The organism is Streptomyces sp. NPDC058576 (assembly GCF_042718715.1).
GTDB lineage: Bacteria > Actinomycetota > Actinomycetes > Streptomycetales > Streptomycetaceae > Streptomyces.
This window is the reverse complement of sequence record NZ_JBHXPF010000006.1, coordinates 55,169-80,490: the sequence shown is the minus strand read 5'-3', so window position 1 is coordinate 80,490 and position 25,322 is coordinate 55,169. Positions and strand designations below refer to the sequence as shown.

Annotated in this window: 23 protein-coding genes and 1 pseudogene; 6 read left to right on the top strand and 18 right to left on the bottom strand. The window is 70.6% G+C overall.

The window, feature by feature from the left end:
- Positions 1-105 precede the first annotated feature (105 nt).
- From ACFWRV_RS07055 to ACFWRV_RS07035, 5 genes are all read right to left on the bottom strand, one after another.
- Entirely contained in the window at positions 106-1,200 is a 1,095-nt protein-coding gene (locus ACFWRV_RS07055; protein WP_384329403.1) for a LacI family DNA-binding transcriptional regulator, read from the bottom strand.
- A complete protein-coding gene (locus ACFWRV_RS07050; RefSeq protein WP_384329400.1) occupies positions 1,197-2,024 on the bottom strand; it encodes a carbohydrate ABC transporter permease in 828 nt (275 codons plus the stop codon). Before ACFWRV_RS07050 ends, ACFWRV_RS07055 begins: the two co-directional genes overlap by 4 nt.
- Positions 2,025-2,037: 13 nt before the next feature.
- Entirely contained in the window at positions 2,038-2,973 is a 936-nt protein-coding gene (locus tag ACFWRV_RS07045) for a carbohydrate ABC transporter permease (protein ID WP_384329397.1), read from the bottom strand.
- Between the two features lie 32 nt (positions 2,974-3,005).
- On the bottom strand, positions 3,006-4,295 hold the full coding sequence (locus ACFWRV_RS07040) for an ABC transporter substrate-binding protein (protein WP_384329394.1): 1,290 nt from the start codon (positions 4,293-4,295) through the stop codon (positions 3,006-3,008).
- A 267-nt stretch (positions 4,296-4,562) separates the two neighbouring features.
- Positions 4,563-5,564, bottom strand: coding sequence for a hypothetical protein (locus ACFWRV_RS07035; protein WP_384329391.1), 1,002 nt, complete (start codon positions 5,562-5,564; stop codon positions 4,563-4,565).
- A 430-nt stretch (positions 5,565-5,994) separates the two neighbouring features.
- Here ACFWRV_RS07035 and ACFWRV_RS07030 point away from each other — a divergent pair, with 430 nt between their 5' ends.
- On the top strand, positions 5,995-6,882 hold the full coding sequence (locus tag ACFWRV_RS07030) for a spherulation-specific family 4 protein (protein WP_384329388.1): 888 nt from the start codon (positions 5,995-5,997) through the stop codon (positions 6,880-6,882).
- A gap of 90 nt (positions 6,883-6,972) precedes the next feature.
- Here the strand turns inward: ACFWRV_RS07030 and ACFWRV_RS07025 are convergent, their stop codons facing one another.
- The 8 genes from ACFWRV_RS07025 to ACFWRV_RS06990 form a co-directional block, all read right to left on the bottom strand.
- The gene (locus ACFWRV_RS07025; RefSeq protein WP_384329385.1) at positions 6,973-7,914 is read right to left on the bottom strand and encodes a sigma-70 family RNA polymerase sigma factor; all 942 of its coding nucleotides are present in this window, start codon (positions 7,912-7,914) and stop codon (positions 6,973-6,975) included.
- Between the two features lie 10 nt (positions 7,915-7,924).
- Positions 7,925-9,124 (bottom strand): NAD(P)/FAD-dependent oxidoreductase, encoded by a 1,200-nt coding sequence (locus ACFWRV_RS07020; protein ID WP_384329382.1) that lies wholly within the window; start codon positions 9,122-9,124, stop codon positions 7,925-7,927.
- A 145-nt stretch (positions 9,125-9,269) separates the two neighbouring features.
- Positions 9,270-10,493, bottom strand: a complete 1,224-nt coding sequence (locus tag ACFWRV_RS07015) for a hypothetical protein (RefSeq protein ID WP_384329379.1) — start codon at positions 10,491-10,493, stop codon at positions 9,270-9,272.
- Positions 10,494-10,547: 54 nt separating this feature from the next.
- Positions 10,548-11,807: a sugar ABC transporter permease gene (locus tag ACFWRV_RS07010; protein WP_384329376.1), complete on the bottom strand. Its 1,260-nt coding sequence runs from the start codon at positions 11,805-11,807 to the stop codon at positions 10,548-10,550.
- The gene (locus tag ACFWRV_RS07005) at positions 11,804-12,691 is read right to left on the bottom strand and encodes an ATP-binding cassette domain-containing protein (protein WP_384329373.1); all 888 of its coding nucleotides are present in this window, start codon (positions 12,689-12,691) and stop codon (positions 11,804-11,806) included. The genes ACFWRV_RS07010 and ACFWRV_RS07005 overlap by 4 nt, the downstream gene beginning before the upstream one ends.
- Before the next feature lie 79 nt (positions 12,692-12,770).
- Positions 12,771-13,805, bottom strand: coding sequence for a substrate-binding domain-containing protein (locus ACFWRV_RS07000; RefSeq protein ID WP_384329370.1), 1,035 nt, complete (start codon positions 13,803-13,805; stop codon positions 12,771-12,773).
- Between the two features lie 194 nt (positions 13,806-13,999).
- Entirely contained in the window at positions 14,000-15,472 is a 1,473-nt protein-coding gene (locus tag ACFWRV_RS06995; RefSeq protein WP_384329367.1) for an FGGY family carbohydrate kinase, read from the bottom strand.
- Between the two features lie 55 nt (positions 15,473-15,527).
- On the bottom strand, positions 15,528-16,583 hold the full coding sequence (locus ACFWRV_RS06990; protein WP_384329798.1) for a 2-hydroxyacid dehydrogenase: 1,056 nt from the start codon (positions 16,581-16,583) through the stop codon (positions 15,528-15,530).
- Positions 16,584-16,807: 224 nt separating this feature from the next.
- Between ACFWRV_RS06990 and ACFWRV_RS06985 the strand changes: the two genes are divergently transcribed.
- From ACFWRV_RS06985 to ACFWRV_RS06975, 3 genes are all read left to right on the top strand, one after another.
- On the top strand, positions 16,808-17,458 hold the full coding sequence (locus ACFWRV_RS06985; protein ID WP_384329364.1) for a histidine phosphatase family protein: 651 nt from the start codon (positions 16,808-16,810) through the stop codon (positions 17,456-17,458).
- Positions 17,459-17,463: 5 nt separating this feature from the next.
- The gene (locus ACFWRV_RS06980) at positions 17,464-18,240 is read left to right on the top strand and encodes a DeoR/GlpR family DNA-binding transcription regulator (RefSeq protein ID WP_384329361.1); all 777 of its coding nucleotides are present in this window, start codon (positions 17,464-17,466) and stop codon (positions 18,238-18,240) included.
- Positions 18,241-18,372: 132 nt separating this feature from the next.
- Positions 18,373-19,845: an FGGY-family carbohydrate kinase gene (locus ACFWRV_RS06975; RefSeq protein ID WP_384329358.1), complete on the top strand. Its 1,473-nt coding sequence runs from the start codon at positions 18,373-18,375 to the stop codon at positions 19,843-19,845.
- A gap of 153 nt (positions 19,846-19,998) precedes the next feature.
- On the opposite strand, the gene ACFWRV_RS06970 is transcribed toward ACFWRV_RS06975, so the two are convergent.
- Positions 19,999-20,661, bottom strand: a complete 663-nt coding sequence (locus tag ACFWRV_RS06970; RefSeq protein WP_384329355.1) for a TetR/AcrR family transcriptional regulator — start codon at positions 20,659-20,661, stop codon at positions 19,999-20,001.
- Positions 20,662-20,768: 107 nt separating this feature from the next.
- Between ACFWRV_RS06970 and ACFWRV_RS06965 the strand changes: the two genes are divergently transcribed.
- Positions 20,769-21,350, top strand: a complete 582-nt coding sequence (locus ACFWRV_RS06965) for a class I SAM-dependent methyltransferase (protein WP_384329352.1) — start codon at positions 20,769-20,771, stop codon at positions 21,348-21,350.
- Positions 21,351-21,360: 10 nt separating this feature from the next.
- The gene (gene tpg / locus ACFWRV_RS06960; protein ID WP_384329350.1) at positions 21,361-21,918 is read left to right on the top strand and encodes a telomere-protecting terminal protein Tpg; all 558 of its coding nucleotides are present in this window, start codon (positions 21,361-21,363) and stop codon (positions 21,916-21,918) included.
- Positions 21,919-22,031: 113 nt separating this feature from the next.
- On the opposite strand, the gene ACFWRV_RS06955 is transcribed toward tpg, so the two are convergent.
- The 4 genes and pseudogenes from ACFWRV_RS06955 to ACFWRV_RS06940 form a co-directional block, all read right to left on the bottom strand.
- On the bottom strand, positions 22,032-22,517 hold the full coding sequence (locus tag ACFWRV_RS06955) for a hypothetical protein (protein WP_384329347.1): 486 nt from the start codon (positions 22,515-22,517) through the stop codon (positions 22,032-22,034).
- Between the two features lie 63 nt (positions 22,518-22,580).
- Positions 22,581-23,790 (bottom strand): annotated as a pseudogene (locus tag ACFWRV_RS06950) (IS110 family transposase).
- Positions 23,791-24,015: 225 nt separating this feature from the next.
- Positions 24,016-24,240 (bottom strand): hypothetical protein, encoded by a 225-nt coding sequence (locus ACFWRV_RS06945; RefSeq protein ID WP_384329344.1) that lies wholly within the window; start codon positions 24,238-24,240, stop codon positions 24,016-24,018.
- A 242-nt stretch (positions 24,241-24,482) separates the two neighbouring features.
- Positions 24,483-24,998 carry a TniB family NTP-binding protein gene (locus ACFWRV_RS06940; protein ID WP_384329341.1) on the bottom strand — a complete coding sequence of 172 codons (516 nt, stop codon included), beginning with the start codon at positions 24,996-24,998 and terminating at the stop codon, positions 24,483-24,485.
- Between the last annotated feature and the right edge of the window lie 324 nt (positions 24,999-25,322).

Sequence of the window (25,322 nt, the reverse complement as noted above, 5' to 3'; positions counted from 1 at the left end):
TGTACGGGATCGGCCGGCCGCGGTCCGGGGGAGGCGCGCCGGCCAGGAAGTGGTGCGGGACAGGCCAGGCGGCCCGCGCGCGGTGCGAGGTGAACGGTCCATGGGTCAGGGAGCGGCAGGCACGGGACCGGTCGACTCCCGTACGACCAGGCGCGGTCGCCCCTCCAGCAGCGCCACGGGAACGTCCTCGCCGCACCGGGCGAGCAGCGTCAGCGCGGCGGCCGCGCCGACCCGCTGCACCTGCTGGTCCACGCTGCTGAGGCGGGGGTGCAGCCAGCGGCCCAGGGGAAGGTTGTCGTACCCCACCACCGACACGTCCGCGGGCACCCGCAGCCCGGCGCGCTGGGCCGCGCCCATCCCGCAGACGGCCATGGAGTCGTTGGGGAAGACCAGGGCGGTGGGCCGGTCCGGCAGCGCGAGAAGCTCCTCGGTGACCGCGACGGCGGCCTCCTCGGTGAAGTCGGTGTGCCGGACGGCGGCGGGTGCCAGCCCCGCCTCGGCCAGCGCCCGTTCGAACGCCGCCCGCCGCGCCCCGGTGTGCACCAGCTCGGCCGGGCCCGCGACGTACGCGATACGCCGGTGGCCCAGCGCCAGCAGATGGCCGACGGCCTCACGGACGCCCGCCCCCTGCTGCCCGAGGCCCACCCCTGGCACCGGGCCCGCGGAGTCCGGCGCGCCGAGCAGCACGGCGGGCAGCCCGAGACCCTGGAGGAGCCCTGGGCGCGGGTCCTGCGACCGGGCCTCGGTCAGCACCGCACCGTCGATCCTCCCCTCGGCGACGAGCCGTTCGTACAGCGCGCTCTCCTCGGCCAGGCCCGGGACCAGATGCAGCAGCAGACCATAGCCCCGGGGGGCCAGCTCGCCCTCCAGACCGGTGATCAGCTCGCTGAAGTGGGGGTCGACGCCGAGGACGTCCGTGGGGCGGCGCACGACCAGCGCGATCGTCCGCGTCCGCGCGCGGCGCAGGGCGGTCGCCGACGCGCTGGGCGACCACCCCAGCTCGGCCGCCGCCGCCAGGACCCGGCGGCGGGTCGCATCCGAGATCCGGCCCGTGCCGTTGACCGCCTGGGACACCGTGGCCGTGGAGACCCCGGCCGCCGCGGCCACCGCCTTGATGGTCGGCCGGGCCGCGCCCGCCGATGCCCCTTCGACCGGACCGGGAGCGGGTTCTCCCGGCCGGCCCTCCAGACGTTCCTTCACATCTTCACCGCCCCGCTGACGAGTGCCTGCTGCATGCGCTTCTGCAGCACGGTGTACACCGCCCAGACCGGGACCAGCGTGAGCACCGTACCGGCGGTCAGGATGCCGTAGTCCGTGCCGGTCAGGGACTTGAGGGTGGGCAGCGCCACCTGCACGGTGCGCTGCTGCGGGTCGGGCCCGATGATGACGAGCGAGTAGAGGTACTCGTTCCAGAAGGTCAGGAAGTTCAGCAGCAGGATCGTCGCGATCCCCGGCATGCACATCGGGGTGTACACATGCCGCAGCACACCGAACGTGGACGCGCCGTCGATCCGCGCGGCCTCCTCCATCTCGCGCGGGATCGTCCGCATGAACTGCACCAGGATCACCACCGACAGCGGCATCGCCGTCGCGGGCAGGAACAGCACCATGAAGGCCCGGGTGTGAAACAGCCCGGTCGCGGCGGCCAGCAGGAACGTGGGGAAGAGCGCAGCGAACGTCGGCACCAGGAAGCCGAGCGAGAACACCCGCTCCACGAACGCCCCCAGCCTCCCCTCCGTACGGGCGATGGCGAACGCCGCCGGAATGGCCAGGCCCAGGGTGAGCGCCAGCGCCAGCGCCGTCACCAGCACCGAGTTGACGACGGCCGAGCCGAGGTCGGCGGAGGAGAACGCCTCGGTGAAGTTGTGCGCGGACAGCGAGGTCGGCAGCGCGAACGGGCTCCCGAATATCCGGTCGTTCGTCTTGAACGCCGAGACCAGCAGATAGTAGAGAGGGACGACGAGCAGCGCCGCGTACAGCCAGGCGAGGACATGCGCCGGCAGCCAGGACCTTCCGAACTTCATGGAACCGCTCCGATCAGTAGTTCTGGCGGAAGACGCGACGGATGGTCAGCAGCCCGGCCAGACCGACCAGGAACAGGAACACGCCCACCGTCTGGCTGTAGCCCAGGTCGGCCGCGATGAACGCCTTCTGGTACACGAGGAAGGACAGGGTCGTCGACGAGGAGCCCGGCCCGCCCTGGGTGAGCAGCAGCACGTTCTGCGCCGACCCGAACAGGGTCCAAAGGAACTGGAGCATGGTGACCACCCCCACGAAGTCCCGGATCACGGGGAAGTGGATGCGCCACATGGCCCGCCAGTGCCCCGCCCCGTCGAGCTGCGCGGCCTCCCCGATCTCGTCCGGCACACTGCCCAGTCGCGCGGCGAACAGCACGGCGGTGAACCCGATGCCGCTCCACACGTCCAGGACGATCAGACAGGCCAGCGCGGTCGACGGCGAGGCCAGCCAGGCGTCGGCCAGCGAGCCCAGGCCCACCTTGTCCAGCGCCCCGTTGAACAGGCCGTCCGGCGAGAGGACCGCGTAGAACACCATCGCCTTGGCGGGGGTGGAGATCAGGCCCGGGATGAAGAGGAGGTAGCGCAGGACGCGGTGCCCGGGCGGCTGCTGCGCGACGTAGTACCCCAGCATGTACGCGCCGACGATCATCAGGGGCAGGGCGACGACGAGTTGGACGGCGGTGTTGGTCACCGCGTCCATGAAGACCGGGTCGGCGAGCACGGTGCGGACGTTCTGCAGCCCGGCGAACGACACCGGCTGCAACATGCCCGGCCAGCGCAGTGCGGCGATGACGAAGATGGCGACCAGCGGGCCGACCATGAAGACGAGGTACCAGACCAGCGCGGGCACGGCGAGGATCACCCCGCCCTGCTTGCGGCGCGGGGGAGGGGCGGGGGCGGAGGGGGCCTTCCGGGCGACCGAGGCGCCGCCCGGGGCGGACGAGAGCAACGTCATGAGGGACTCGCTTAGGGCTCGGGCGCGCGGGATCAGCCCGTGCGGTAGGCGGATTCGAGGGCGGAGCGCACGGTGGCGGCGCTCGTCCCCCGGGTGAAGGCGGTGCTCGTCGCGGTGATCAGCGGCTGGGTGGCCGTCGGGGGGACGTACAGATCGGGCAGCAGCACCTGGCCGACCCGGTCCCCGAGCCGCTGGGCCTTCGCCACCAGCGGAAAGTCCCTGCTGACGGTGTCCGTCACCAGGGCCATGTCCCGCCCGCTCTCGGTGATGAAGCGCGAGGCCACCTCGGGCCGGTACATGAAGCGCAGGAACTTCTCGACCGAGGAGATCTTCCTGACCCCGTTCGGGCTGATCCAGAAACCGATGAGGGTATACGAACGCAGGACGGTGGGCCTGTCGTGGGCCGCCCCCGGGGCCAGCGGCCACCCGCCGATCGCGGTGTGGTCCGCGGTCCTCGGCGGGACCTTCGCCAGCGCCGAGGACATCGCCGACTGAACGGCCGCGGCCTCGGTGTTGTACTGCGTGGTCATGGTGTCCGAGGTCAGCCCCTGCGCCTTGTCGGCGAAGACACCGGCGTCCCGCAGCTCGACGAAGTAGTCGATGCCCTCGCGGACGGCCCGGCTGCCGCTGAAGTCGCCGCTCGCGTAGACCTTCCGCGCCTCGTCCGGGGTGAGGAAGGTCTGGATGATCTGGGCCAGCAGCTTCTGCCCGGTCCAGTCGTTGCCGCCGACGGTGACGGGGGCGATGCCCTTGCCCCGCAACTTCCGGGCGGCGCCGATGAGCTGGTCCCCGGTGGTGGGCACGGAGCCCACTCCGGCGCGCTCCAGCAGGGTGGTGTTGTAGGCGACGGGCCAGTTGGTGGCGAAGTACGGGAAGGCGCGGAGCCGGCCCTCGTCGTCGGTCCACTCCTCCAGCGCGGCCGGCAGCACCCGCTCGCGCAGACCCCAGTCGTCGAGGTACCCCTGCACGTCGACGGTCGCGCCGACCTCGGTCCAGGCCAGGGTCTTGTCGTACAGGTTGACCATGACGACGTCCGGCTCCTTGCGGGCCAGCCGGGAGGTCTCGTAGACCTGGGGCAGGTCGTCGCCGTTGACGAGATTCTTGACCCGGAGCCCGGGGTGCTCCGCGTGGAACTCCTCGACCACGGCCTTGTACGTGGGGGAGCCCGGGGCGGTGGTGCCGAGCTGGGTGTGGACGATCAGCGTGCCCGGGTCGGAATCGGCCGAGGCGAACGGGGAACAGCCGGACAGGGCGGGGAGTGCGGCGGCGGCAAGGCCGGAACCTGCAGCGAGGAAGCCGCGCCGGCTCAGGGATGAGCGCACAGCGAGATGTCTCCAACCGGGACGGTGACGACGTTGGTTAATCGATATACCTGCGGGTTGCGAGAAACCTAAGGACACATTCCGCTTCGGTCAACCCCCGGTTGCGCAGGATGCATATCCCGGCATTACGGACAGAGGGAGTCGGGGTTCATCGGCGGCGCGCGTGGCGCCGCCGATGAACGCGATGGCCGCGGACCGCCGTCCGGCACACGCGGAGGCCCGCATGGCGCTGTGCTGATCCCCGGCTTCCTTACCGTGCGCGGTGCCCTACCGCAGGGTGACGTCCAGCCCGGAGACTTCTGCCTTCAGATCGGCGCCCTTGGCGCTGTTCACCACCTGTACGGCCTCGATCTGCGACGCGACCGGCACCGCTTCGTCGTTGAGATAGCCCCGGTACTTCGTCGCGATGCCGGAGAAGTCGATCTCCAGGTGCCGCCGCTCACCGGATGTCAGTCGCTCGCCGTAGACCGTCATCCGACAGCCGTCGGCTGTGCCGTCGGCCTTGCGGCAGTTGTTGGACCACAGCACGCCGTCGTCATTCGGTCGGGAGAAGGGCCCCGGGTCGAAGTGAACGACGGAGATGACGTTGATCCCTCGCGCCGTCCGGTAGATGAAGTCCGTGGTGAGCAGGGCGCGCTTCTCCTCGCAAGCGAAGCCGCCGGTCTGCTCGACGAGCGCGTCATAGGAGACCTTCACCTGGCCGTCGGCGAAGTTGTAGGTGCTGCCGTCGGCCTTCCGCTTGAACGAACTCCCCACATATTCGTGGGAGACGGCGACCTCCTTGAGTTCACAGTTCTGCGCGTGGCTGACCACGTTCCTCAGGCCTCGGGAGTTGTTCTGCAGGACCAGCTTCAAGGGTGTGCCGGAATTCCCCTGCACCTGGTGGTCGTAGCCGGGATAGGTGCGCAGGTGTTCCTGTTCCCAGTTGTAGGTGACGAATCGCCAGGCAGGGCACTCCACGCCCCGGGGAGAGGTGTAACCGAACCAGGTGCACGCGGCGTTCACCCGGTTCGGGTGATCGATATTTCCGCAGTCCCGGGAATCGTTGCCGTAATTGCTCCCGCCGGTCTCGTTCGAGACGCTGTAGCAGCGCCACTTGACGCCGGGGTCGTACACGATCGACGTGGCGGGATCCGCCGTCCGCGATACGGGTCCGGCGGGCTCGGCCGCAGCCGGTGAGGCGGACGGCGCCAGCGGCAGGGTGGCCGCCGAGATCGCCGCCAGCACGGCTGCCAGGCGTAAGGGTTTCCAGGGGCTGCGAGATCTCATGGGGCGGCTCCGGTTCGCGTCTGACGGGGTACGTCGGCCCGAGCGCGAGGGCTCCGGCGCGGTCAACCTAGAACCGTTCCGATGGCCGTGCAAAGACATGAAGCAAGAATCTTTTTATTTGATCAAGGCAGCAATCAAAGTCGCGCATCCGTAGTTCTTCCCATGGTGCAGGCAGGGATGGGGCGTGAACCAGCCAGATCCGACAATCGAGAACGCGCTTTCCTTGGCGGAAAAGTGTGAGCTCGTGTGCTCGCCCGACGTTTGACACGTGTAACCAAAGAATTTCTTTCACTCCATGGTTGTGCGCCCTCCCGCCGGATCCTAAGTTGACCCTCCTCGGAACTCCCCCGCCGGGTTCCGCATCCGGTTACCCACCCGTCCGCAGGCCGGTCGAACTCCCTTCCCGACCTGCCATGCCCTGGAGGACTCGATGACTTCTCTACGTTCCGCTTTACGCACGTGCGCCCTGGCGGCGGCGGTCGGCAGCGTCGCCGTGACGGCGCTCGCCGCTCCCGCCGTCGGCTCACCTGCGGCTGTCGATGCCCGGCCGGCCTCGGCCTCGGCTCTGGCCCAGAAGGTATCGGTACCCGCCTACTTCTATCCGGGAGCGACCTGGGACCAGTTGGTCGGTGCCGGAGACCGCGTCGGTCTCGCCATCGCCAACCCCTACAACGGCCCCGGCACCGGCGACACGCAGTACACCCAGGCGATCCAGCGGGCCCGGTCTGCCGGCATGACCGTCATCGGCTATGTGGCCACCGGCTACTTCGGTACGACCGGCATCACCACGCGCAGCGGCTCGACCGACCCTGCCGAGTGGATGCGCCAGATCAAGAGCGACGTCGACACCTGGTACCGCCTCTACGGAAGCGCCGGTCTCGGAGGCGTCTTCTTCGACGAGGCCATGTCCCGGTGCGGAGCCGGCAACGTGGACGTCAACCGCTACATCGAACTGCGCGCCTATGTCGAGCAGCGTCACGGCGCCGCGTCGGCGGTCGTCGACAATCCGGGAACCGGCGTGGAGGAGTGCTATACCGCCGCCGCCGACACACTCGTCACCTTCGAGGGCAATGACGCCTCCTACCGCTCCCATCGCCCGCAGAGCTGGGAGGCGCGCGTACCCGCGGACAGGATCTGGCACATGGTCTATTCGTCACCCGACGAGAGCACGCTGCGCACGGCGATGTCCCTCAGCAAGCAGCGCAATGCCGGACACGTCTACATCACGCCGGACACGATCGCGGACGGCAACCCCTGGGACACCCTGCCGCCGACCTCCTACTGGAACACCCAACTCTCGCTGGCCGCCGCCCCCTGAAGGCCGGAGTGCCCGTCGGAGTGCCGCCCCCGCCCCGGGCAGGTGCGGGGGTACCCTCCCACGGCCCGGCCGCCCCGTGCGACGGGCCGGTCACCACGCTTCGATGACCGGCACGCCGTGGTTATGCCGCCGCCAGGCCTCATCCAGCCGCGTGAGCCGGTGCGCGGCGGCCATGCCGTACAGGGCCGCGACCTTGCCGTCGCCGACGTCGAACGCCACGGCCCCCACGACCCGGTCCCCGACCACGGCGATGACGGCCGGGGAACCGTTGACCCGCGACACATGTATCGCCGCCGGGCCGCCCGCCAGCCGACGCTTCGCCGCTGTGGGCTTGAACCCGGCCCGTACGAACGAGGCGACCCGCTCGGGCGTCCGGTACCGCAGCAGCCGCCTCGCCAGTCCCGCGCCGTCCGAGACCGCCGTCACATCGTCGGTGAGCAGCGCCACCAGCCGGTCGGTCCGCCCCGACGCCGCAGCGGCGAGGAATTCCTCGACCACGCGGCGCGCGGACGCCGGGTCGGCCGTGCCGCCCCCGCGGCGGCGTTCGTCGGCGACCCGGGTCCGCGCCCGGTGCGCGTGCTGCTGGCTCGCCGCCTCCGTGATGTCGAGGATCCCGGCGATCTCGGCGTGGCTGTACGCGAAGGCCTCCCGCAGGACGTAGACGGCCCGCTCGTTCGGCGAGAGGCGCTCGACGAGGGTCAGCACCGCCAGGGACACCGACTCGCGCTGCTCGAAGGTGTCGGCGGGACCGAGCATCGGGTCCCCGTCCAGGAGCGGTTCGGGCAGCCACGCGCCGGCCGTTCGCTCGTGACGTGCCTGCGCCGAGCGGAGCCGGTCGAGGCAGATATGGGTGGCGACCTTGGTCAGCCACGCCTCCGGAACCGCGATCCGATCGCGGTCCGCCGCCTGCCAGCGAAGGAACGTGTCCTGCACGGCGTCCTCGGCGTCGGCTGCCGACCCGAGCAGACGGTACGCGAGCGAGGCCAGCCTCCCCCGACCGGCCTCGAACGTTTCGACGGTTGCGCTGTCCATGCGATGCAGCCTAGGCGGCGACCCGCGCACCGGCCCGGCCGGCCGCCGGTTCCAGTCGGCGCCTGCGCGTCGGCAGGCCGTACGTCGGGTGGGAGATGCCCCACCCGGCCCCCTGAAGGATGCGCGTCTTGAGCCGTGCGGCGGTCCGGCCGCCCACGTACCAGGGCTTGGACCGGACGTCCCCGCCCACCATCTGGAAGATGGCGTCCCGGCGGCCGAGGCTGATGTGGTTGCCGAAGTACTTCAGCCCGGTGGCCGGAACCTCATCACCCGTCAGGCGCGCGATGATCGCCGCGGCCGCTCGCAGACAGGTGAGCCCGGCCGAGGCGCAGGACATCGGCAGCGGCCGGCCGTTCTCCCCGATCGCGTAGGCGCAGTCGCCGGCGGCGTAGACGTCCGGGTGCGAGACCGAGCGCATGGAGCGGTCGACGACGATCTGCCCGGTGTCCGCGACCTTCAGGCCGGCGGCGGCCGCGATGGGATGCACCGCGAACCCGGCCGACCACACGGTCACGTCGGCGGGGAGGACCGTTCCGTCGGCGGCGACCGCCCGGGTCGGCTCGACGGCTTCGACGGCCGTGTGCTCGTGGACGGTGACGCCGAGCCGGTCGAAGGCTTCCCGCAGGTGACGGCGGGCCTTCGGGGAGAGCCAGGCGCCGAGTTCGCCACGGGCGGCGAGCGCGATCGAGAGGCCGGGTCGCGACTCGGCCAGCTCGGTCGCGGTCTCGATGCCGGTCAGCCCCTCGCCGACGACCAGGACGGACCCGCCCTCGCCGAGGTCGGCCAGGCGCTCGCGCAGCCGCAGCGCCGAGCCCAGACCGGTCACGTCGAAGGCGTACTCGGCCGCGCCGGGGACGCCGTGGTGGGCGGCCGAGCTGCCGAGCGCGTAGAGGAGGGTGTCGTACGGCAGTTCCCCGGGCCCGTCCTCGCCGGTCACGGCGACCGTCCTGCGCTCGGGGTCGAGCCCGGTCACCCGGGCCAGGCGCAGCCGCACCCCGGTGCCCGCGAACACGTCGGCGAGCTTGCGGCGCGCGATGTCCTGTCCGGCCGCCACCTGGTGGAGCCGCATCCGCTCGACGAAGTCGGGTGCGGCGTTGACGACGGTGATCTCGGTGTCGGCGGGGGAGAGCCGACGGGCCAGGTTCCCGGCGGCGAAGGCCCCGGCGTAGCCGGCGCCGAGGACGACGATGCGGTGCTTCGTGAGCTTCATGACGTGGCTCCCTGTCTCGTTCGCGTACCCCTAGAACGGGACGGCGCCTCGATTGCTGACAGGACGCGGATGTGATGCGGGTCACTGGCCGGAGGCGGGCGGGCGTACCGATGCTGCCCCGCCACAGGAGCGGTCGGCGACACGCTCATCGGGCGAGCCCCCGGACCGCGAACGGGTCCGGGACCGCTCCCGTCCAGCGGCGCAGTACCGCGCGCCCGGTCTGCAGCGTGGTTCCCCCGGAGTCGACCGTGCCCGCCTCGGCCACGTAATAGCGGCCGTCGTCGAGCGAGACCAGACCGTACTGGCCCGCGGACTCGTAGCCGTACACACCGGACGGCTCGTGGTGCAGCCCGCGCGGGAGGAGGGAGACGATGCGGCCGGACTCGGGGCGCGGCTGCCCCTTCACCACGCCCCGGCGGGCCGGCTTCGAGCCGTCCACCACATAGAGCGCGTAGTTGGGAAAGGCCGCCTTCCTGCCCTTGTACACGGCCATCAGCCAGTTGCCGCTGTGCCCGTCGTACTCCAGGTTCTGGACCCCGTAGGTGGTGTTGCCGGTGTAGGCGAAGAACTTGCCGTCGGGGGAGGCGGGGCCGCTGGTGTGCAGAGCACCTTCGACGAGGGGCCGCTCGTACGTCCGCCAGTCGCGTACGTCGTACTGGAGCAGCACCTGGTGGTCGTTGTCGCTGCGGGTGGTGTTGGAGTAGACCCCGTACGCGACCGTGAGCCGCCCGTCGCCCCTGCCGTTCAGGCCGGGGCCGAAGGCGACGCCGTCGATCCCGCTGCAGCCGTACCGGTGGTCGGGGGTGTTGCCGGTGTTGCCGTCGAAGACGCCGTCGCCGTTCATGTCGGCGGTGTAGTCCCGCACGACCTCCCGGAGATGGACGGTGGAGAGCACATCGGTGGTCCGGGCGTCCATGTTCATCCGCGTGATGCGGGCCCCGTCGAAGATGGCGATGTAGAAAGCCCTGGCGGCCTTGTACTCCAGGGAGCCGTAGATCCGGCCGTCGCCGCTGTTGAAGTCCAGATCGCCCAGGTGCCCGGTGAGCCCGGTGACCGAGCCGATCGGTCTGCCCGCCAGGTCCGTCTTCACCAGCAGATCGGTGAAGGAGAAGTACATGTGGCCCTTGCGGCGGTCGATGGCCGTGCCCTGGAGATGCCCGGACGACCAGGCCCCTCCGTCGACGGAAGCCGGCAGCGAGGGCAGGCCCGGGACGGTGCCCCGGCCGGAGACGGCGTCGTACCCGGTGAGGGCCGGGGTCGGCGACGGGGTACGGGCCCGGGCCGCGCCCCCGCCCGCCGCCAGGAGGGCCGACGCGACGACGGTGGACAGGAACAGGGCGGCGATACGCGCGGGTGCTCGGCTTCGCATGGTTCCTCCGAGATCGTGATCCTGGGGTGTGGCGCGGCGGGATACGGGGGTGCCTCAGGCCCTGCCGTGGGAGACCCGCGAACGCCGGGCCACGGCATCCAACGACACCGCCAGGAGCAGTACCCCGCCGGTGACCATGAAGCGATAGGCGGAGTCGAGATTCAGCAGAGTGAGTCCGCTGGAGATCGACTGGATCACGAGTACGCCGAGCAGAGCGGCGAACGCGGAGCCCCGGCCGCCGAACAGGCTGGTGCCGCCGATGACGGCGGCGGCGATGGCATTGAGGTTGACGTCCCCGCCGCCGCTGCTCTGGTTGGCCGCCGCGAGCCGCGAGGCGGAGAGGATCCCGCCGACGCAGGCCAGCGTCGTGCACAGCACGAACGCTGTGGTGAGAACGGCCTTCACGTTGACGCCCGCACGCCGGGCGGCCTCCATATTGCCGCCGACCGCGTACATCGACTTGCCGAACGAGGTGCGGGACAGGACGTAGTGCAGCACCAGGACCAGAGCGAGGAAGAACACGAACATCCAGCCCACCCCCCGGTCCCGGTTGAGATACCAGACCGCCGCGCCGAGACCGGCGAGCAACGCCAGGCTCCGTCCGACGAGCAGACGCCGGGACGCGGCGGCGAGACCCGCCCGACGGCGCTCCGCGGCACGGGCGGCACCGGTCGCGTACAGGACGGCCGCGCCCACGCCGACCAGCGCGTACGCCAGCCAGGGCGGCAGGAACTGGAGCTGGGCGAAGGCCACGAGACCCGAGTCGAAGGGCAGGTTGATCGAACCCTTGGGCCCGAGAATCCACAACTGCACGCCGAGGAAGCCGAGGAGGCCGCCGAGGGTGATGACGAAGCTGGGCACCCCGATCCGGTTGTGGACCTGGGCGTAGAACCAGCCGATCAGCGACGCGAGCACCAGCGACGCGGTGACGGCGAGCCAGGCCGGCAGCCCCCGGTCCACGAAGAGGACGGCCAGCACGGCGGCGCTGAGGCCGCTGATCGAGCCGACCGACAGATCGATCTGCCCGACAAGGAGGACGCAGACGACTCCCAGGGCGATGATGCCGACCGGCACGCTTTCCAGGGCGAGGTTCGTGAGGTTCGCGCTCGAGAGGAAGATGGGGTTGAGGATCTGCATCACGACCCAGATCACCACGAGCCCCGCGAGGACGGGCAGGAGGCCGAGATCGCCGCCGCGCAGCCGGGCGGACACCGCCCGCCGGCGGTCGCGCGCCCTGGCGGACCAGGTCGTCGGCTTGCGGGGCTCGCCGGGGGAGAGCTCCGGGCTCGTCGTGACAGTGGCCGGTTCCGTCATGATGTCTCCCCCTTGTGCGCCGCCTCCGGTCCGTTGCCCACGGCCCCGTCGCCCGCGGTCTGGTCGGCGTCGGCCCCGATGCCCGCGGTCCGGCCGCGGCCGGCGCGGCGGCTGACCACGTTGTCCGTGGCTCCGGTGATGGCCGCCACCAGGTCCGACGCCGTCGCCTCGGCCGCGTCGAAGACACCGTTGTTGCGGCCGAGCCGCAGGACGGCCACGGTGTCGGCGACGGCCCGCACATCGGCCATGTTGTGGCTGACCATGATGACGCCCAGGCCGCGCTCCCTCAGCCGCTCGATCAGGTTGAGGACCTCCGCCGTCTGCGCCACCCCCAGCGCGGCCGTCGGCTCGTCGAGGATGATCACCTTGGGGTCGCCCAGGAGGGTCCGCGCGATGGCCACCGTCTGCCGCTGGCCGCCGGAGAGGGCCGCGACCGGGACGCGTACCGAGGGGATCTTCGCCGACAGCTCCCCGAGAAGAGCGCGGGAGCGGACCTCCATGGCCACCTCGTCCAGGCGCAGCCCGCGCAACTCCCGTCCGAGGAACAGGTTCTCCACCACATTCAGGTTCTCGCACAGGGCGAGGTCCTGGAACACGGTCGCGATGCCGAGCCGCTGGGCGACGGCCGGGGAGGAGATGGAGACGGTCCCGGTGCCGAAGCCCACGGTTCCGGCATCCGGCTGGTGCACCCCGGAGAGAACTTTGACCAGGGTGGACTTCCCCGCGCCGTTGTCGCCCACCAGGGCGACGACCTGACCCGCGGCGACGTCGAGGTCGACAGCGGTGAGTGCGGCGACGGCCCCGAAGGATTTACTGATCCCGCGCAGCGAGAGCAGCGGGCCCCCTGACGACGCGCGAGGGGAGGGCAAGGACTCAGCGGTCATGACCGACCTTCCGAAGCGGGCAGGCAGGCGTGGGGCAGTCGGGCAGAGGAAGGGAGGGCGCGCCGCGGTCGTCCCGCGACTACGTGACGCCCACCTCGGCGCAGGCGGCCGCGTACGTCGCCGTGCACACCTCGGCTGTCTTCAGAGGCTTGCCGTCGCCCACCAGAACCTGCGCGATGTTCTCGCGGGTGACGACGGTGGGGGTGAAGAGTTCCGAGGGGGTGCCGAACAGGGTGGTGTCGCCCTTGGGCTTCTTTCCCCCGGCGAAGGAGAACGCCGCGACGGCCGCGGCTTCCGCGACGGTCTTGATGGGCTTGGAAATGGTGTTGTACTGATCGCCCTTGATGATCCGCTGGGCGGCGGCGAGTTCGGCGTCGTTCCCGGTCACCGGTGGCACGGTCGTTCCGGCCGCCTTGAACGCGGCGATGGAACCGCCGCCCGTGCCGTCGTTGGCGGCCACCACTCCGGCGATCTTCCCCCGGAACTTGCTGATCTGCCCGCTGACCCAACTCTGGGCCTTGCCCGGTTCCCAGGCAGGGGTGTCGTACTCGGCGAGGAGCTCGAACCCGCTGGAGTCGACCGCGCTGTGTATGCCCTTCTTGATCAGGCCCGCCGCCGCGTCCGTCGGCGATCCGTTGACCTGGAGGAGACCGCCGTTCGCCGAGGTGGCCTCGAGATGGTCCACCAACGACTTGCCGATCATGGATCCGATCTTCTCGTTGTCGAAGGAGACGTAGTAGTCCGCCTTGACCGCCGGGATCGGCCGGTCGTACGCGATGACGGGGACCCCCCGCCCCTGTGCCGTACGGACGGTGCTGGCCGCCGCGGCGGAGTCCACCGGGTCGATCACGATGACGTCGGCGCCCTGCGCGAGAGCGGAGTCGGCCTGCTGCTGTTGCTTCGCGGCGTCGCCGCCCGCGTTCTGATAGAGGACCTCGCAACCGCCGCACAGATCCTTCATCTTGGCCTTGAAGAGCGGTGCGTCGTACAACTCGTACCGGGTGGAGGCGATATCGGGCATCAGGAATGCGATCTTCGCGTCCTTCGACGACCTGCCGTCCGAGCGGTTCGGCGCTTTCGTCGTACAGGCGGCGGCGGAGAGGAGCACCGCCATCACGGACAGAGCCGCGGCAAACGATCTGACAGAGCGTTGCTTCACTGGAATCTCCCGGTCTTCAGGCGGAGAGCCTCCTTCGCGTCAAATTAACAGCGAACATGTTATTAGTGTCAATGGGCATGTCATAAGTAACAGGATGGTGTGAGCACTCAAACGACGAGGGGGAGTGCCCACCGGGAGGTGAGGGGCTCTCAGAGGCGTCCGACAGGCCGCGCGTGAGCCCCCCAGGCGGTTCGGGCCGTCGCCAACTCGGCTCGATACCGCTCGTATCCGTCCTCGTACAACGCCCGTACGTCCGCGCGTGGATCGACCACCTGATGGCGTCCCGGCGGCGCCTCGTACCCGGGGGACAGCGAGGCCCTGGCGACGGACACCACGCCGAGCGCCCCCACCTGCTCCTCCAGCGGAATGCGGACAGGCCGGCCGAGGACGTCGGCGATCAGCTGGGCCCACGTCCGCGACCGGGTGCCGCCACCGCACAGGGCGAGGGTGCCGCTCAGCCCCGCCGTGTCCAGGCAGTGCCGGGCCGCGTAGCCGATGGCCTCGCAGACGGCCCGGACGGCGTCCGCCCGGCCGGTGCCCAGGCTGAGCCCGTCGAGTCTGCCCTGGGCCGACGGCTCGACGAAGGGGGCCCGTTCGCCCGCCTCGGACAGGAAGGGGAAGGCCCGGACGCCCCGGGCGCCGGCCGGGCTGTCGGCGAGCAGGGCGTCCACATCGGCGGTGGTAGCGCCGACGAGGGCGAGCACCCACTCCAACGCCGCCGTTCCCACCATGGCGGGCATGGCGCGCAGCCACCGGTCGGGATGCGGAGTGCACAGCCACATGCCGGCGGGCTCGGCGAGCGGATCGAGATCGACGCGGTCGGTCAGCACCTGGCTCGCGAGGGTCGTGCCGAGGATGAGGACCCCGTCCCCCACCTTGCGCACCCCGCTGCCGATCGCGCAGGCCGGCAGGTCGTACGGCCCGGCCACCACCGGCAGCCCCTCGGGCAGTCCCAGAAGTCCGGCGCCGTGACCGTCCAGCCCGAGCACCGTGCCAGGGGCGGCGGGAAGCGGCAGCAGCCCCGCCCGGTCCTCGACGCCGCACGCCGCCAGGGCCTGGGGCGCGTAGCGGCGGGTGCGGGGGTCGAGGAACGGCAGCGTGGCGTCGGAGGCGTCGAGGCACACCCGGCCGGTGAGACGCTGGGCGACCGCGTCGACGCAGTACCCCGCGACGGCGGCCCGGTCCAGAGATCGGGGCTCGTGTTCCTGGAGCCAGTTCAGCAGCGGGCCGTGGCACCCGGGAAACATGCCCGAGCCGGTGTGCGCGTAAGCGGCGTTGATCGTGCCGTCCGCCAGCCAGCGGGTCACCAGGTCCGAGGCCCGCGCGTCCATCCAGGAGATGGCGGGCCGCACCGGGCGGCCGGCGGAGTCCCGCAGCCACAACCCGTCCCCCTGCCCGGTGAGCGCCACGGCGTCCGGCAGCCGGCCGACCTCGGCGGCGACCTCGCGGACGACCTCGCCGACGCCGGACACCACGTCGTCGAGATCCTGCTCGACCCGTCCGCCCGGCAGCATCTCCACGTGCGAGCGCCGGATGGCGGAGGCCAGCGCCCCGCCTGCCTCGTCGAACGCCACGGCCTTGGTGACCGACGTTCCGATGTCCACGCCGATGATGGTCCTCAACCCTGCTACCTCCTGTGCGAGCCGATGGGATCCGGGGTGTCGGCGGCGGCGGCCGTCAGGGCCGGCCGGCCGCAGGGACGTCCCCGTTAGCGAGGTGCCGCAACTCCTCCCCCCGCACGAAGCGGCCGACCTCAGCGGCCGTGATGGCCGCCGCGCGGTGCGCCGTCTGCCGGGTCGCGCCCGCGAGATGAGGCGTGGTGATCACGTTCGGTACGTCACGCAGGGCCCAGCCGGCGGGGATCGGCTCCACGTCGTACACATCGAGGGCGAGCGCCCCGAGAGCGCCGCTGCGCAAGCGCTCCGGCAGCGGCGCGTGGTCGAGCAGCCCGCCGCGCGCGGAGTTGACCAGAACCGCGCCGTGCGGCAGCAGCCCGAGGCGGCGGGCGTCGAGCAGGTGGTGGGTCTCCTCGGTCAGCCGGGCGTGCAGGCTCACCACCGAACTCCGGCTCAAAAGGACGTCCAGCTCGACGAGTTCGACGCCGTCCGCCGCGGCCTCCGCGGAGTCGGCGTAAGGGTCGGCCGCGAGCACATGGGCCCCGAAGGCGCGCATCACCCGTGCCACGATGCGGCCGATGGCGCCGTAGCCCACGAGCCCGACCGTGGCCCCGCCCAGCTCGCCGCCGCTCTCCTCGTACGCGTACAGATCGCCCCGCCAGACGCCCCGCTTGAGCTCCGCGTCGGCGGCGGCGATGTGCCGCATCGCGGCGAGCACCAGCCCCACGGCGAACTCCGCGGCGGCGGGGGCGTTGCGGCCGGGGGCGAAGCTGACCCTGACCCCGTGGCGGGTGGCGGCGGCCAGGTCCACATTGACCGGACCGCCCCGCGAGACGGCGACGAGACGCAACGCGGGCGACGCGGCGAACACCCGCTCGGTGAACGGGGCCATCTGCGTCACGCAGACGGACGCCCCGTCCAACGCCTTCACGAGCTCGTCCTCCGTGCCGCTCGCCTCGTGGACCTCCGCGACCGGACCGAAGGGTTCATGGGGCCAGGGGAGGGTCAGCTCCGTGAATTCCGGAAGCTCCCGGCCCATGCGGGACAGCTCCTGGCTCACCGCCTCGCGAATCAACGCGGGACGGACGAAGTGGTCGCCTGCGGCGAGGATGCGCATGACGTCGGATTCCTTCTGCGAGGAGAGCCGGTGGGATTGCGTGGCGACCAGGTCGGAGCGCGATCCGAGCCGCGACAGGCCGGTCCTGGGCTGTGGAATTTCTGTTAAATTTAACAGCGCGTGAGTGAACCGGCAATGCACCCGGCGCATACGGGCTTCGCCCCCGGCTGCTGCGACTGCGACGTGGACCACGGCTTCTCCTCGACCTCGAAAAGGCGGTCTCCATGACCTCTCGTCTCCTGCTGGTACGGCACGGCGAGACCGAGTGGCACGCGGAGAACCGGTATGCCGGCGTCACCGACGTGGCCCTGACGCCCCGAGGCGTGACCCAGGGAGCCGGCCTCGGAGCCTGGGCCACGCACAACGGCGTGGACGCGGTCGCCTGCTCCCCGCTCAGCCGCGCCCGCCTGACGGCGAGTCCCGCGGCGGCGGCGCTGGGCCTGGCGGTGGAGGTCCAGGAGGGGCTGCGGGAGGTGGACTTCGGATGGGGCGAGGGCAGGACCATCGAGGAGATGGCCGAGGAGGACCCCGAAGCCGTACGACGGTTCCGTGAGGACGCCGACACCGGTGCCTTTCCCGGCTCCGAACCCGTCGCCCGGGCCGCGGCGCGGGCGACCGCGTCCCTGCGCGACCTCGCACACCGTCACCAGGGAGGCAGGGTGCTCGTCGTCGCCCACAACACGCTGCTGCGCATCGCCCTGTGCGAACTCCTCGGACTGCCCCTCGGGCGCTACCGGCGGATCTTCCCGCGGCTGGACAACGGGGCCGTCACGGAGATCGAGATCCGCGGCGCCGAGACGGCGCTGCGCTCGCTCAACGTACCCACCGCCTCGCCACCCGCCCCCGCGCCCGGTCCGAGCCCTGCGGGAGACTGACCCCCATGACCAAGAGATCCGCCGAAGAACGCCGACGGCTCATCGCCGACCACGTCGTGGAGCAGGGCACCGCCACCGGCGCCGCTCTCGCCCGGCTCACGGGCGTGAGCCTGATGACCGTCCACCGGGACCTCGACGACCTCGCGCGGCAAGGGGTGCTGCGACGCTTCCGCGGCGGCGCGTCCGCCCTGCCGTCCACGGTGTTCGAGTCGAGCCTCGACTACCGGCTCGGCGTCAACACGGCGGAGAAGAAGGCCGTCGCGCGCGCCGCCGCCGCGTTGGTGGAGCCCGGTATGTCGGTGATGCTCGACGACTCCACGACGGTGCTGGTCATGGCCGGCCTGCTGGTCGACCTCGCCCCGCTCACCGTGGTCACCAACGCCCGCCGGGTGCTCGACGTCTTCGCCGGGTGCGAGGGCATCCGCCTGATCGCCCTGGGCGGCGAGTACTCGCGCACCCATGACTCCTTCCTCGGGATGCCCTGCGTCGAGGCGGTGGAGGCGCTCTCCGTCGATCTCGTCGCCGTCTCCACGTCGGCGCTCGACGCGAGGACGGCCTACCACCAGGAGCAGGACGTGGTGCTGGTCAAACGGGCGATGCTGACGTCGGCGGCGACGAAGGTGATGCTCATGGACCACACCAAACTCGCCCGGACCGCGCTGCACCGGGTGGGGCCCGTCGGTGACCTGGACCATCTCGTCGTGGACGACGGCGCGGACACCGAACTGCTCGGCAAACTCCGCGAACGGACCCGGGTCACGGTGGCGACCGTCGCACCATGAACGCGTCCTCCCGTCATGATGGAAAGCATGTTAATTTCACACCGAGCCACCACCGCGACGATGGACCGCCACCCGATCGGCGGACTGGTGTGAGTGTGTGTGGCCCGCTCCGTCGGGAAGGACGCTTCCGCTATGAGCAGTGAATCCCGTCCCGCCGCTCTCGGCTCTCCGGCTGTGATCGGTATCGATGTGGCGACTGCGTCTGTCCGCGCGCTGTGCGTGGACGGGCGGGGACGTGTGCTGGCCGAGGCGCGGGCCGATCTGCCACCCCCCGTCCGGACCACTGCGGGGACGAGTGAGCAGGATGCCACGTCGTGGTGGCCTGCCGTGTGTTCGGTGCTGCGGCGCGCTACGGGCGTGCTGCCCAGGGGTGGCCGTGAGGTGATCGCGGTAGCCGTGTCCGCCACATCCGGCACGATCGTGCCCATCGGGACCGACGGCGGACCGCTCGGCCCGGCCCTGATGTACGACGACCGGCGGGGCGCCGACATCAACGCCGAGGCTCAGCGGGTGGGCAGCGCCCGCTGGGACGCGCTGGGTCTGTCGGTGGGTCCTACGGCCGCGCTGGGCCGGGCGGTGTGGTGTCTGCGGGCCAACGGCTCCGCCCTGCGCCGTGTTCTGCACACGCCTGAGGTCATCGGCCGCGGGTTGACGGGTCATCCCGTGGCCGTGGACTGGAGTCACGCGTTGAAGTCCGGCTACGACGCCCGTGCGGGGGAGTGGGCGCACGAGGTGTTCGACGCGCTCGGCTTCCCGCTCGGGCTGCTTTCCGCCGTAGGCGCCCCCGCCACGGAGGCAGGGGTCGTCGGCCCGGCGGCGGCCGAGGCCACGGGTCTGCCCGAAGGATGCTCCGTACGCCTCGGGATGACGGACGGCTGCGCGGGCCAGATCGCCACCGGGGCGGTCGAGCCGGGCCGGTTCGTGGGCGTCATCGGCACCACGTACGTCCTCAAGGGCGTCTCCGAGCACCTGGTGCGCGACGAGACCGGAGCGTTCTACAGCCACCGCCACCCCGACGGCTGGTGGCTGCCCGGCGGGGCGTCCAACACCGGAGGGGAGTGCATGGCGGATGTCGCACCGGCCCGGTTGCCCGCGCTGGACGCCGCGGCGGCGGCCCGGGGCCCCGCTTCGTACGTGCGCTACCCGCTGCGCCGCGACGGCGAACGGTTCCCCTTCGTCTCGGGTGCGGCACGCGGTTTCGTGCTGGGCCGCGCCCGGGACGAGGCGGACGCCCACCGGGCCGCACTCGAAGGGGTCGCTTTCGTCGAACGCCTGGCCCTGGACCGGGTCGAGCGTCTGGGTGTCCCGGTGGTCGGCCCTCTGTACGCGGCGGGCGGGGGCAGCCGCAGCGCCGTGTGGACGGCGATCCGGGCCACCGTTCTGGACCGTCCGGTCCGGGCTGTCGAGCGTGCGGAGACGGCGTTCGGCGCCGCGCTCCTCGCCGCGTCCGGCACGCTCCACGAGGACCTCGCGGCGAGCGCCGCCGCGATGGTGCGCGGCGGCGCCCTTGTCGAGCCGGTGTCGGCGCAGCGCCCTGCCCTGGAAGACTCTTACGGCCGGTTCGTCGAGGCGCTGCGCGAACGGGGCTGGCTCCCCGACGCCTGACGCGCCGTGGCTCGCTTCGCCTGCGCGCCGGGCGCGATGCCTACCGGAGACGGCAGTGCCGGTCGCACGGTTCCCCGAGATCCGATCACCGGAGTCTCGCTTCGCCGGTCGAGAGAGCCCCGCTGCCAGTGAACTGCCGGCACCGGACAGCGTCTACTCGTAGTCGGTGCAGAGCTGGGCGGTCAGCGCCGCGCAGGCCCACCTTTCCCAGGCGTCGGGTGACCAGCCTCGGTCGCGTACGAGGATCAGGTACAGCTCGGGGCTGAGCAGCCCGTACAACAGGTCGGCGGCGTGGGCGGTGTCGACGTCGGCGCGGGCGTCCGGCTTGGAGAGGAGCGACTCCGCCACGGCAAGCTGGACGGTGTAGCGCGGGTCTGGGGCGGCGGGCCACTGCGCGGCGATCTCCGGGTCCGTGGCCGACGCTGCCGCGATCACCTGCATGATCGGGGCGACGCGGCCGAGGATCTCGCATACGCCCCGCACGTGGGCGCGCAGTTGTGCGGCCGCGGTGGGCTCGGCGCACGCTGCGCGGAACCAGTCGCGGTCCATGGTGGCGACCGGTTCGGCGTCGCCCGCGATGGAGGTGTCGACGACGTCCTTGAACAGCGCGCGCTTGTTGCGGAACACGAAGTACACGGTCTGGACGGCCACGCCCGCGCGATCCGCGACCTCCTGAAGGCTCGTCACGCCGTACCCCTGCGCGACGAACAGGTCCCGCGCCGCCGCGACGATCTTCTCGCGGGTTCGCCGTGAGCGCTCGGCCTGTTTGTTGGGGCGCTTGGTGTTCTGTCCGTCGGATCCCTTGACCGCATCCATGTCGAAAGTCTATATCTAGAGTCAATCACTAGAGTTGAACTCTAAATATTGGAGGGGTAGCGATGAGTGAAACTCGGACAGCTGCGGAGCTCAACCAAGAGGCATTTGTGCGCAGCGTGTTGGAGGACTTCTACCGGGCCGGCAAGCCGCCGTGGGACAGCGGCGTCACGCCGCCCGAGCTGGTGGCTCTGGTCGAGGGTCCTGGTGCGCCGGTGCCGGGCCGGGTCCTCGAGCTCGGCTGCGGCACCGGGACCAACGCGGTGTACCTGGCCCGTCACGGCTGGCGAGTGGAAGCTGTCGACCTGGTCGACAGCGCGGTTCGGCAGGCGACGCGGAAGGCCGCCGGGGCCGGGGTGGACGTCAGGGTGCTGTGCGGGGACGCCACCCGGCTCGACGAGGTGGGCGTGCACGGCCCGTACGATCTGTTCTTCGACCTGAGCTGCTACTGCGGGATTCCGCCGCACCGGCGCGACGCCTACGCCGCCGGTCTCACCCAGCGTGCCGCCCCCGGTGCACGATTGCTGATGTTCGGGTACGGTCCCGGGGCGTTTGACGACTCGTGGTCCGGTGTCACCGCGGACGAACTCCGCACCAGGTTCGCTGGATGGCAGCTGGTCGACGTGACGCCCGGCACGAACCCGGTTCCGACGTTCTGGTTCACGCTGCACCGTGCCGCCGCCGCGGCATAAATCTTGTCGCATGGCGCGGTTCTGCTGCTCGTCGACAAGGGTCGTCAGGGGCAAGAGGACGCTGCTCGTGCCCAAGGCCGCGCCCGCGCAGATGCGTTACCTGGTCAGGCAACTGGGCGGCACCAGAGTGGTCGCCCAGCTCCTGCGGATCTCCCAGCGCACCGTCGAGCGGTATGTGAAGAACCAGATCAAGAAACCGCGCCCGGACCTCGCGGCCCGCCTGGACCGCGAGGTGAAAGCGCGGTGGCAGCCGCAGGTCCGTGCGAAGGCCCGCCAGAAGGCGGCCACCACCAGCGGCATCGTCATCGATACCCGCGCCCGGATCGGCTACACCGCACCGATCGGCACGACGGACCAGGACCGCCTCCGGCACCTGACCATCGCACTGCCGCCCCGCTACGCCGCCCGCCTCTTCGACGCCCAGGAGCAGGGCGCCACCGAGCAGCGCCTCCAGGAGCTTGCCGCTGAGGCACTCAAGGAGGTGTACTTCCAGGACGGGGGCCGCCGCGCCGGAAGCCTGGAAGAGGTCCGTTTCACGGACATCGAGTACCTCGAGTTCGGCCTGTAGACATCCCCGGTCGCAAGGACCCGGCCCGCGCCGACTGTGACTGATTCCCAATGACCGTTGTCAAGCGCCGAAGGCGCCTACGGGGTCATGCCGATGGCACGCCGGACCCTTGCTCATAGAGAGGTCGGCAAGGTGACGCCAGAGACTTCATCAGGAGAGCCAGCATCCTGTGCGGTGGCGGTCCGCTCTGTTGGGTCCTGGTGAGCGTCTCCGCGGAATGCGACGGCGTCCTCCCCGATCCCGACTACTTCCAGGAGGGTGTCCAGGGCCTTGTCGGCTTGCTCGTGCGGCTGGGTGAGCCATACATACGAGACGCCGACCGGATTGCCGTCGTGCTTACTGATTGCGAAGCTGAAACCCTTCAGCCGGAAAAGAACGACGTCGAGATCGTCCAGCCCGTCCCACGAGCGCTCCACGTGCAGATGCAGCCTCTGAGCCACGGGCTGCACCGGCAACGCCAGCACTCCGATCATCTGGAACAGCGGGGCGGAGTGTTCCCAGACGCTGTACTGGAAGGCGGGGTTCTTGCCGGTGGAGTAGGGCGGTTGTATAGCCGGCTGCCAGTCGGGCTCAGGTCCAGGGACCTCGATCTGTGTCACAGCAGCTCCTCCCACGGCCCCAGCCAACTGGTGATGAACCTACCTTCACCAGGCCGGCTAACGTTATGCGGCGTTGGTCAGGCCCGGTTGTGGTGGCTGTGCTTCCCATTGGCGTTGGTCGCGGATGAGGGCCCACAGAACGTCGAGTCGGCGGCGAGCGAGGGCGAGGATCGCCTGTTTGTGGCTCTTGCCCTCGGTTCGTTTCCGGTCGTAGAAGGTCTTGGACGTGGGGCAGAAGCGGGCGGCGATCTGGGCGGAGAGGTAGAAGACGCGCAGAGGCCGGCGGTGGTAGCGGTTGTGGTCGGCGCATGTTGCCGCTGATGCGACCTGAGTCCCGTGGGACCGGGGCGAGGCCGGCGACCCCGGCAAGCCGCCCCGAGTTGCCGAACGCGTCCATGTCACCGCCGGTGCAGGCGATGAACTCCGCTCCCAGCAAAGGGCCCATGCCGGGCATGCTGAGGACCACTTCGGCGTGGCGGTGCTCTCGGAACCGGACCGCGATCTGTGCGTCGATGCCAGCGATCTCTTCGTCCAGAGCCAGCACGGCCCTGGCCAGGGTGTTGACCACGGCCGCGGCCGTGCTCTCCCCGGCCACAGCAGTGTGCTGCGCCTGCGCCGCGGCGATCGCCGCCTCGGCCATGGCCCGGGCGCCACGGACTTTGCGATTGTTCAACCAGGTCGCGAGCCGGCTCGGGCCGACCCGGCGCAGGCCGGTCGGGGTCTGGTAGCCGGTCAGGAGAATGAGGGCGGCTTTGGAGGCGGCGTAGTCGAAGGTCCGTTCCAGGGCGGGGAAGTATTCCAGGAGCTGTGCTCGCATCCGGTTGGTGGTGTGGGTTCGGTCGGCGGCGAGGTCGTAGCGGCGGGCTGTGAGGATCTTGAGGTCCACCGCGATCTCGTCCCAGTCCTGCAGAGGTTGCAGGTCTCGATGCATCCGTGCCTGGTCGGCGATGACGTAGGCGTCCTTCGCATCCGTCTTGCCGTCCCCGCGGTAGTCACGGGAGGCATGGTGAACGGTGCGGTCAGGAATGTAGAGGAGTCGCTGACTATGGCTGCTCAGGAGGGCGATCAGCAGAGCGCCCCCGCCTGCGTTCAGGTCGACTGCCCAGGTCACCGGGCAGTCCTCGGCCAGTGCGAGAACGTCGCCCATCAGCTCCAGGAGCTCGGGCTCGTTGTTGGGCACCCGGCGCGAGAGCACCTTCGTGCCGTCCGAGTCGATCACCGTGCAGTGATGCGCGGCCTTGCCGGCATCCGTCCCCGCCCACAGCTCGGGCACCCGAGCCTCCCTCGTCGATCGGTTGACTGGTCCCTGCAGACGACCGCGCCGACGTGTCCTTACGAAGCGATTTCTGTTCGCTTATCCCGATGAGTGGCCGTGTCGTCGAGGGGCACTGGGTGGCCAATCAGTCAGAGCCACAACCACGGCATGAGCGCTTCCAGCCTCGGGTCTCCCGATCGTACGAAGGACCTGAACCAACCCGCCAATAAGGTAAGGAGCGCTTCATTTGGCGAGTGAGCAGGTGAGTTGGCGACCGGAGTGCTCGGTGTCGTTGGCGTGGATGAGCTGGTCCGCGTAAGTGTCGAGGAAGGGCTTCATCTGCTGGTAGTAGGGCTGTTCGTTCTGCTTGAGCCAGTGGGTGATGTCGTAGCGGTCTCGGTTCGCGGCCGGAGTCGATGGCCTCGCGGCAGCCGTCTTCGATGAGCCGTTCCAGGAGTCCGACGACACCGTTGGTGCGGCGGTAGAGGGGCTTCGTGCCCTCGGTGAGCGTGCCAGGGCCCGCGTCCAGGAGCCGCAGACCGCTCTGGACTCCGTGCAGGTGCTGGACCCAGGCGGAGATCTGCGGTGCGGTGCTGTAGTGGAAGCGGTCCAGTTCGATCAGGTCGAGGCGCCGTTCGGTCTGGGTGGCCTCCAGCCCATGAGGCTTGGCATGCCGGGATGGAGGCAGGCGCCATTGTCCGGTGGCGGGGTCATGGCGTCCTTCGCGCAGCAGTCCGGAGCCGGGGATGTCGACGCCGACCAGGACCAGGGGTGACGTTCATGCTCATGAACGCGCGGATCAGGTCGAGGGTTCGGTCGTCGGCCCGGTGCATGCGAGGCCTCGTGATGTCGTCCAGGATCAGGACCTTGGTGCCGTGGTCCCGCAGGGAGGCGGTGACCTGGCGGATCAGGCCGGGCAGGTCCGGGCGTGTGTCGATCGGCGCGTCGAAGAAGTTCAGGATCGCTTTGCAGGTGCTCTTCGGTTTCGCGGTCACCGGGGTCCGGACGTAGGCGACCGCGATGTGCAGGTCGCGGCTGCCGGGGCGGGCGTCGGGGTTGAGGTAGTCGTGAAGGGCGAGCCACCGCTCCTCGAAGGCGGCGGCGATCTCGCAGACGTGTTCGGTCTTGCCCTGGTAGCCGCCGCCGGAGACCATCGCCCCGGCCCGGGTGGTGGGCTTGATCTCCAACGCGTTGGTCTCGAAGCGGCCGCTGAGGAGTTTCTCCACCGTCCGGCTCACCCCGGTCCAGCCAAGCCTGTTCTCCCGGGGCCAAAAGAGGCCGTCCTGGACAGCCGCGACAGCTCCTCGATGGAGCGGTCCGCGCCAGGGCAGCCGCCATCACCGCCCGGCGCTTTGGCCGGAAGGGAGCCGGCACCGCGGGCTGCGTTCGCTCGACCTGGTGTGAGCGTCTATGGCCCCACGGCTGTCCCGACGATCTGACGACAGCGTCCCCGGCTGTCCGGCGTGCGGTGGCCAGGCCGCGACGCTGTGCGGTCCGGAGCGATTCCGTGTCGTGATCCGCAGCGTTTGCGGCGCATCGGACTGCTGAGC

Bases quoted from the DNA above. Each gene is read 5' to 3' on its own strand.
- ACFWRV_RS07050 (WP_384329400.1), bottom strand. From the start codon at position 2,024: ATGAAGTTCGGAAGGTCCTGGCTGCCGGCGCATGTCCTCGCCTGGCTG.
- ACFWRV_RS07045 (WP_384329397.1), bottom strand. From the start codon at position 2,973: ATGACGTTGCTCTCGTCCGCCCCGGGCGGCGCCTCGGTCGCCCGGAAG.
- ACFWRV_RS07035 (WP_384329391.1), bottom strand. From the start codon at position 5,564: ATGAGATCTCGCAGCCCCTGGAAACCCTTACGCCTGGCAGCCGTGCTG.
- ACFWRV_RS07030 (WP_384329388.1), top strand. From the start codon at position 5,995: ATGACTTCTCTACGTTCCGCTTTACGCACGTGCGCCCTGGCGGCGGCG.
- ACFWRV_RS07025 (WP_384329385.1), bottom strand. From the start codon at position 7,914: ATGGACAGCGCAACCGTCGAAACGTTCGAGGCCGGTCGGGGGAGGCTG.
- ACFWRV_RS07020 (WP_384329382.1), bottom strand. From the start codon at position 9,124: ATGAAGCTCACGAAGCACCGCATCGTCGTCCTCGGCGCCGGCTACGCC.
- ACFWRV_RS07015 (WP_384329379.1), bottom strand. From the start codon at position 10,493: ATGCGAAGCCGAGCACCCGCGCGTATCGCCGCCCTGTTCCTGTCCACC.
- ACFWRV_RS07010 (WP_384329376.1), bottom strand. From the start codon at position 11,807: ATGACGGAACCGGCCACTGTCACGACGAGCCCGGAGCTCTCCCCCGGC.
- ACFWRV_RS07005 (WP_384329373.1), bottom strand. From the start codon at position 12,691: ATGACCGCTGAGTCCTTGCCCTCCCCTCGCGCGTCGTCAGGGGGCCCG.
- ACFWRV_RS07000 (WP_384329370.1), bottom strand. From the start codon at position 13,805: ATGGCGGTGCTCCTCTCCGCCGCCGCCTGTACGACGAAAGCGCCGAAC.
- ACFWRV_RS06990 (WP_384329798.1), bottom strand. From the start codon at position 16,583: ATGCGCATCCTCGCCGCAGGCGACCACTTCGTCCGTCCCGCGTTGATT.
- ACFWRV_RS06985 (WP_384329364.1), top strand. From the start codon at position 16,808: ATGACCTCTCGTCTCCTGCTGGTACGGCACGGCGAGACCGAGTGGCAC.
- ACFWRV_RS06980 (WP_384329361.1), top strand. From the start codon at position 17,464: ATGACCAAGAGATCCGCCGAAGAACGCCGACGGCTCATCGCCGACCAC.
- ACFWRV_RS06975 (WP_384329358.1), top strand. From the start codon at position 18,373: ATGAGCAGTGAATCCCGTCCCGCCGCTCTCGGCTCTCCGGCTGTGATC.
- ACFWRV_RS06970 (WP_384329355.1), bottom strand. From the start codon at position 20,661: ATGGATGCGGTCAAGGGATCCGACGGACAGAACACCAAGCGCCCCAAC.
- tpg (WP_384329350.1), top strand. From the start codon at position 21,361: ATGGCGCGGTTCTGCTGCTCGTCGACAAGGGTCGTCAGGGGCAAGAGG.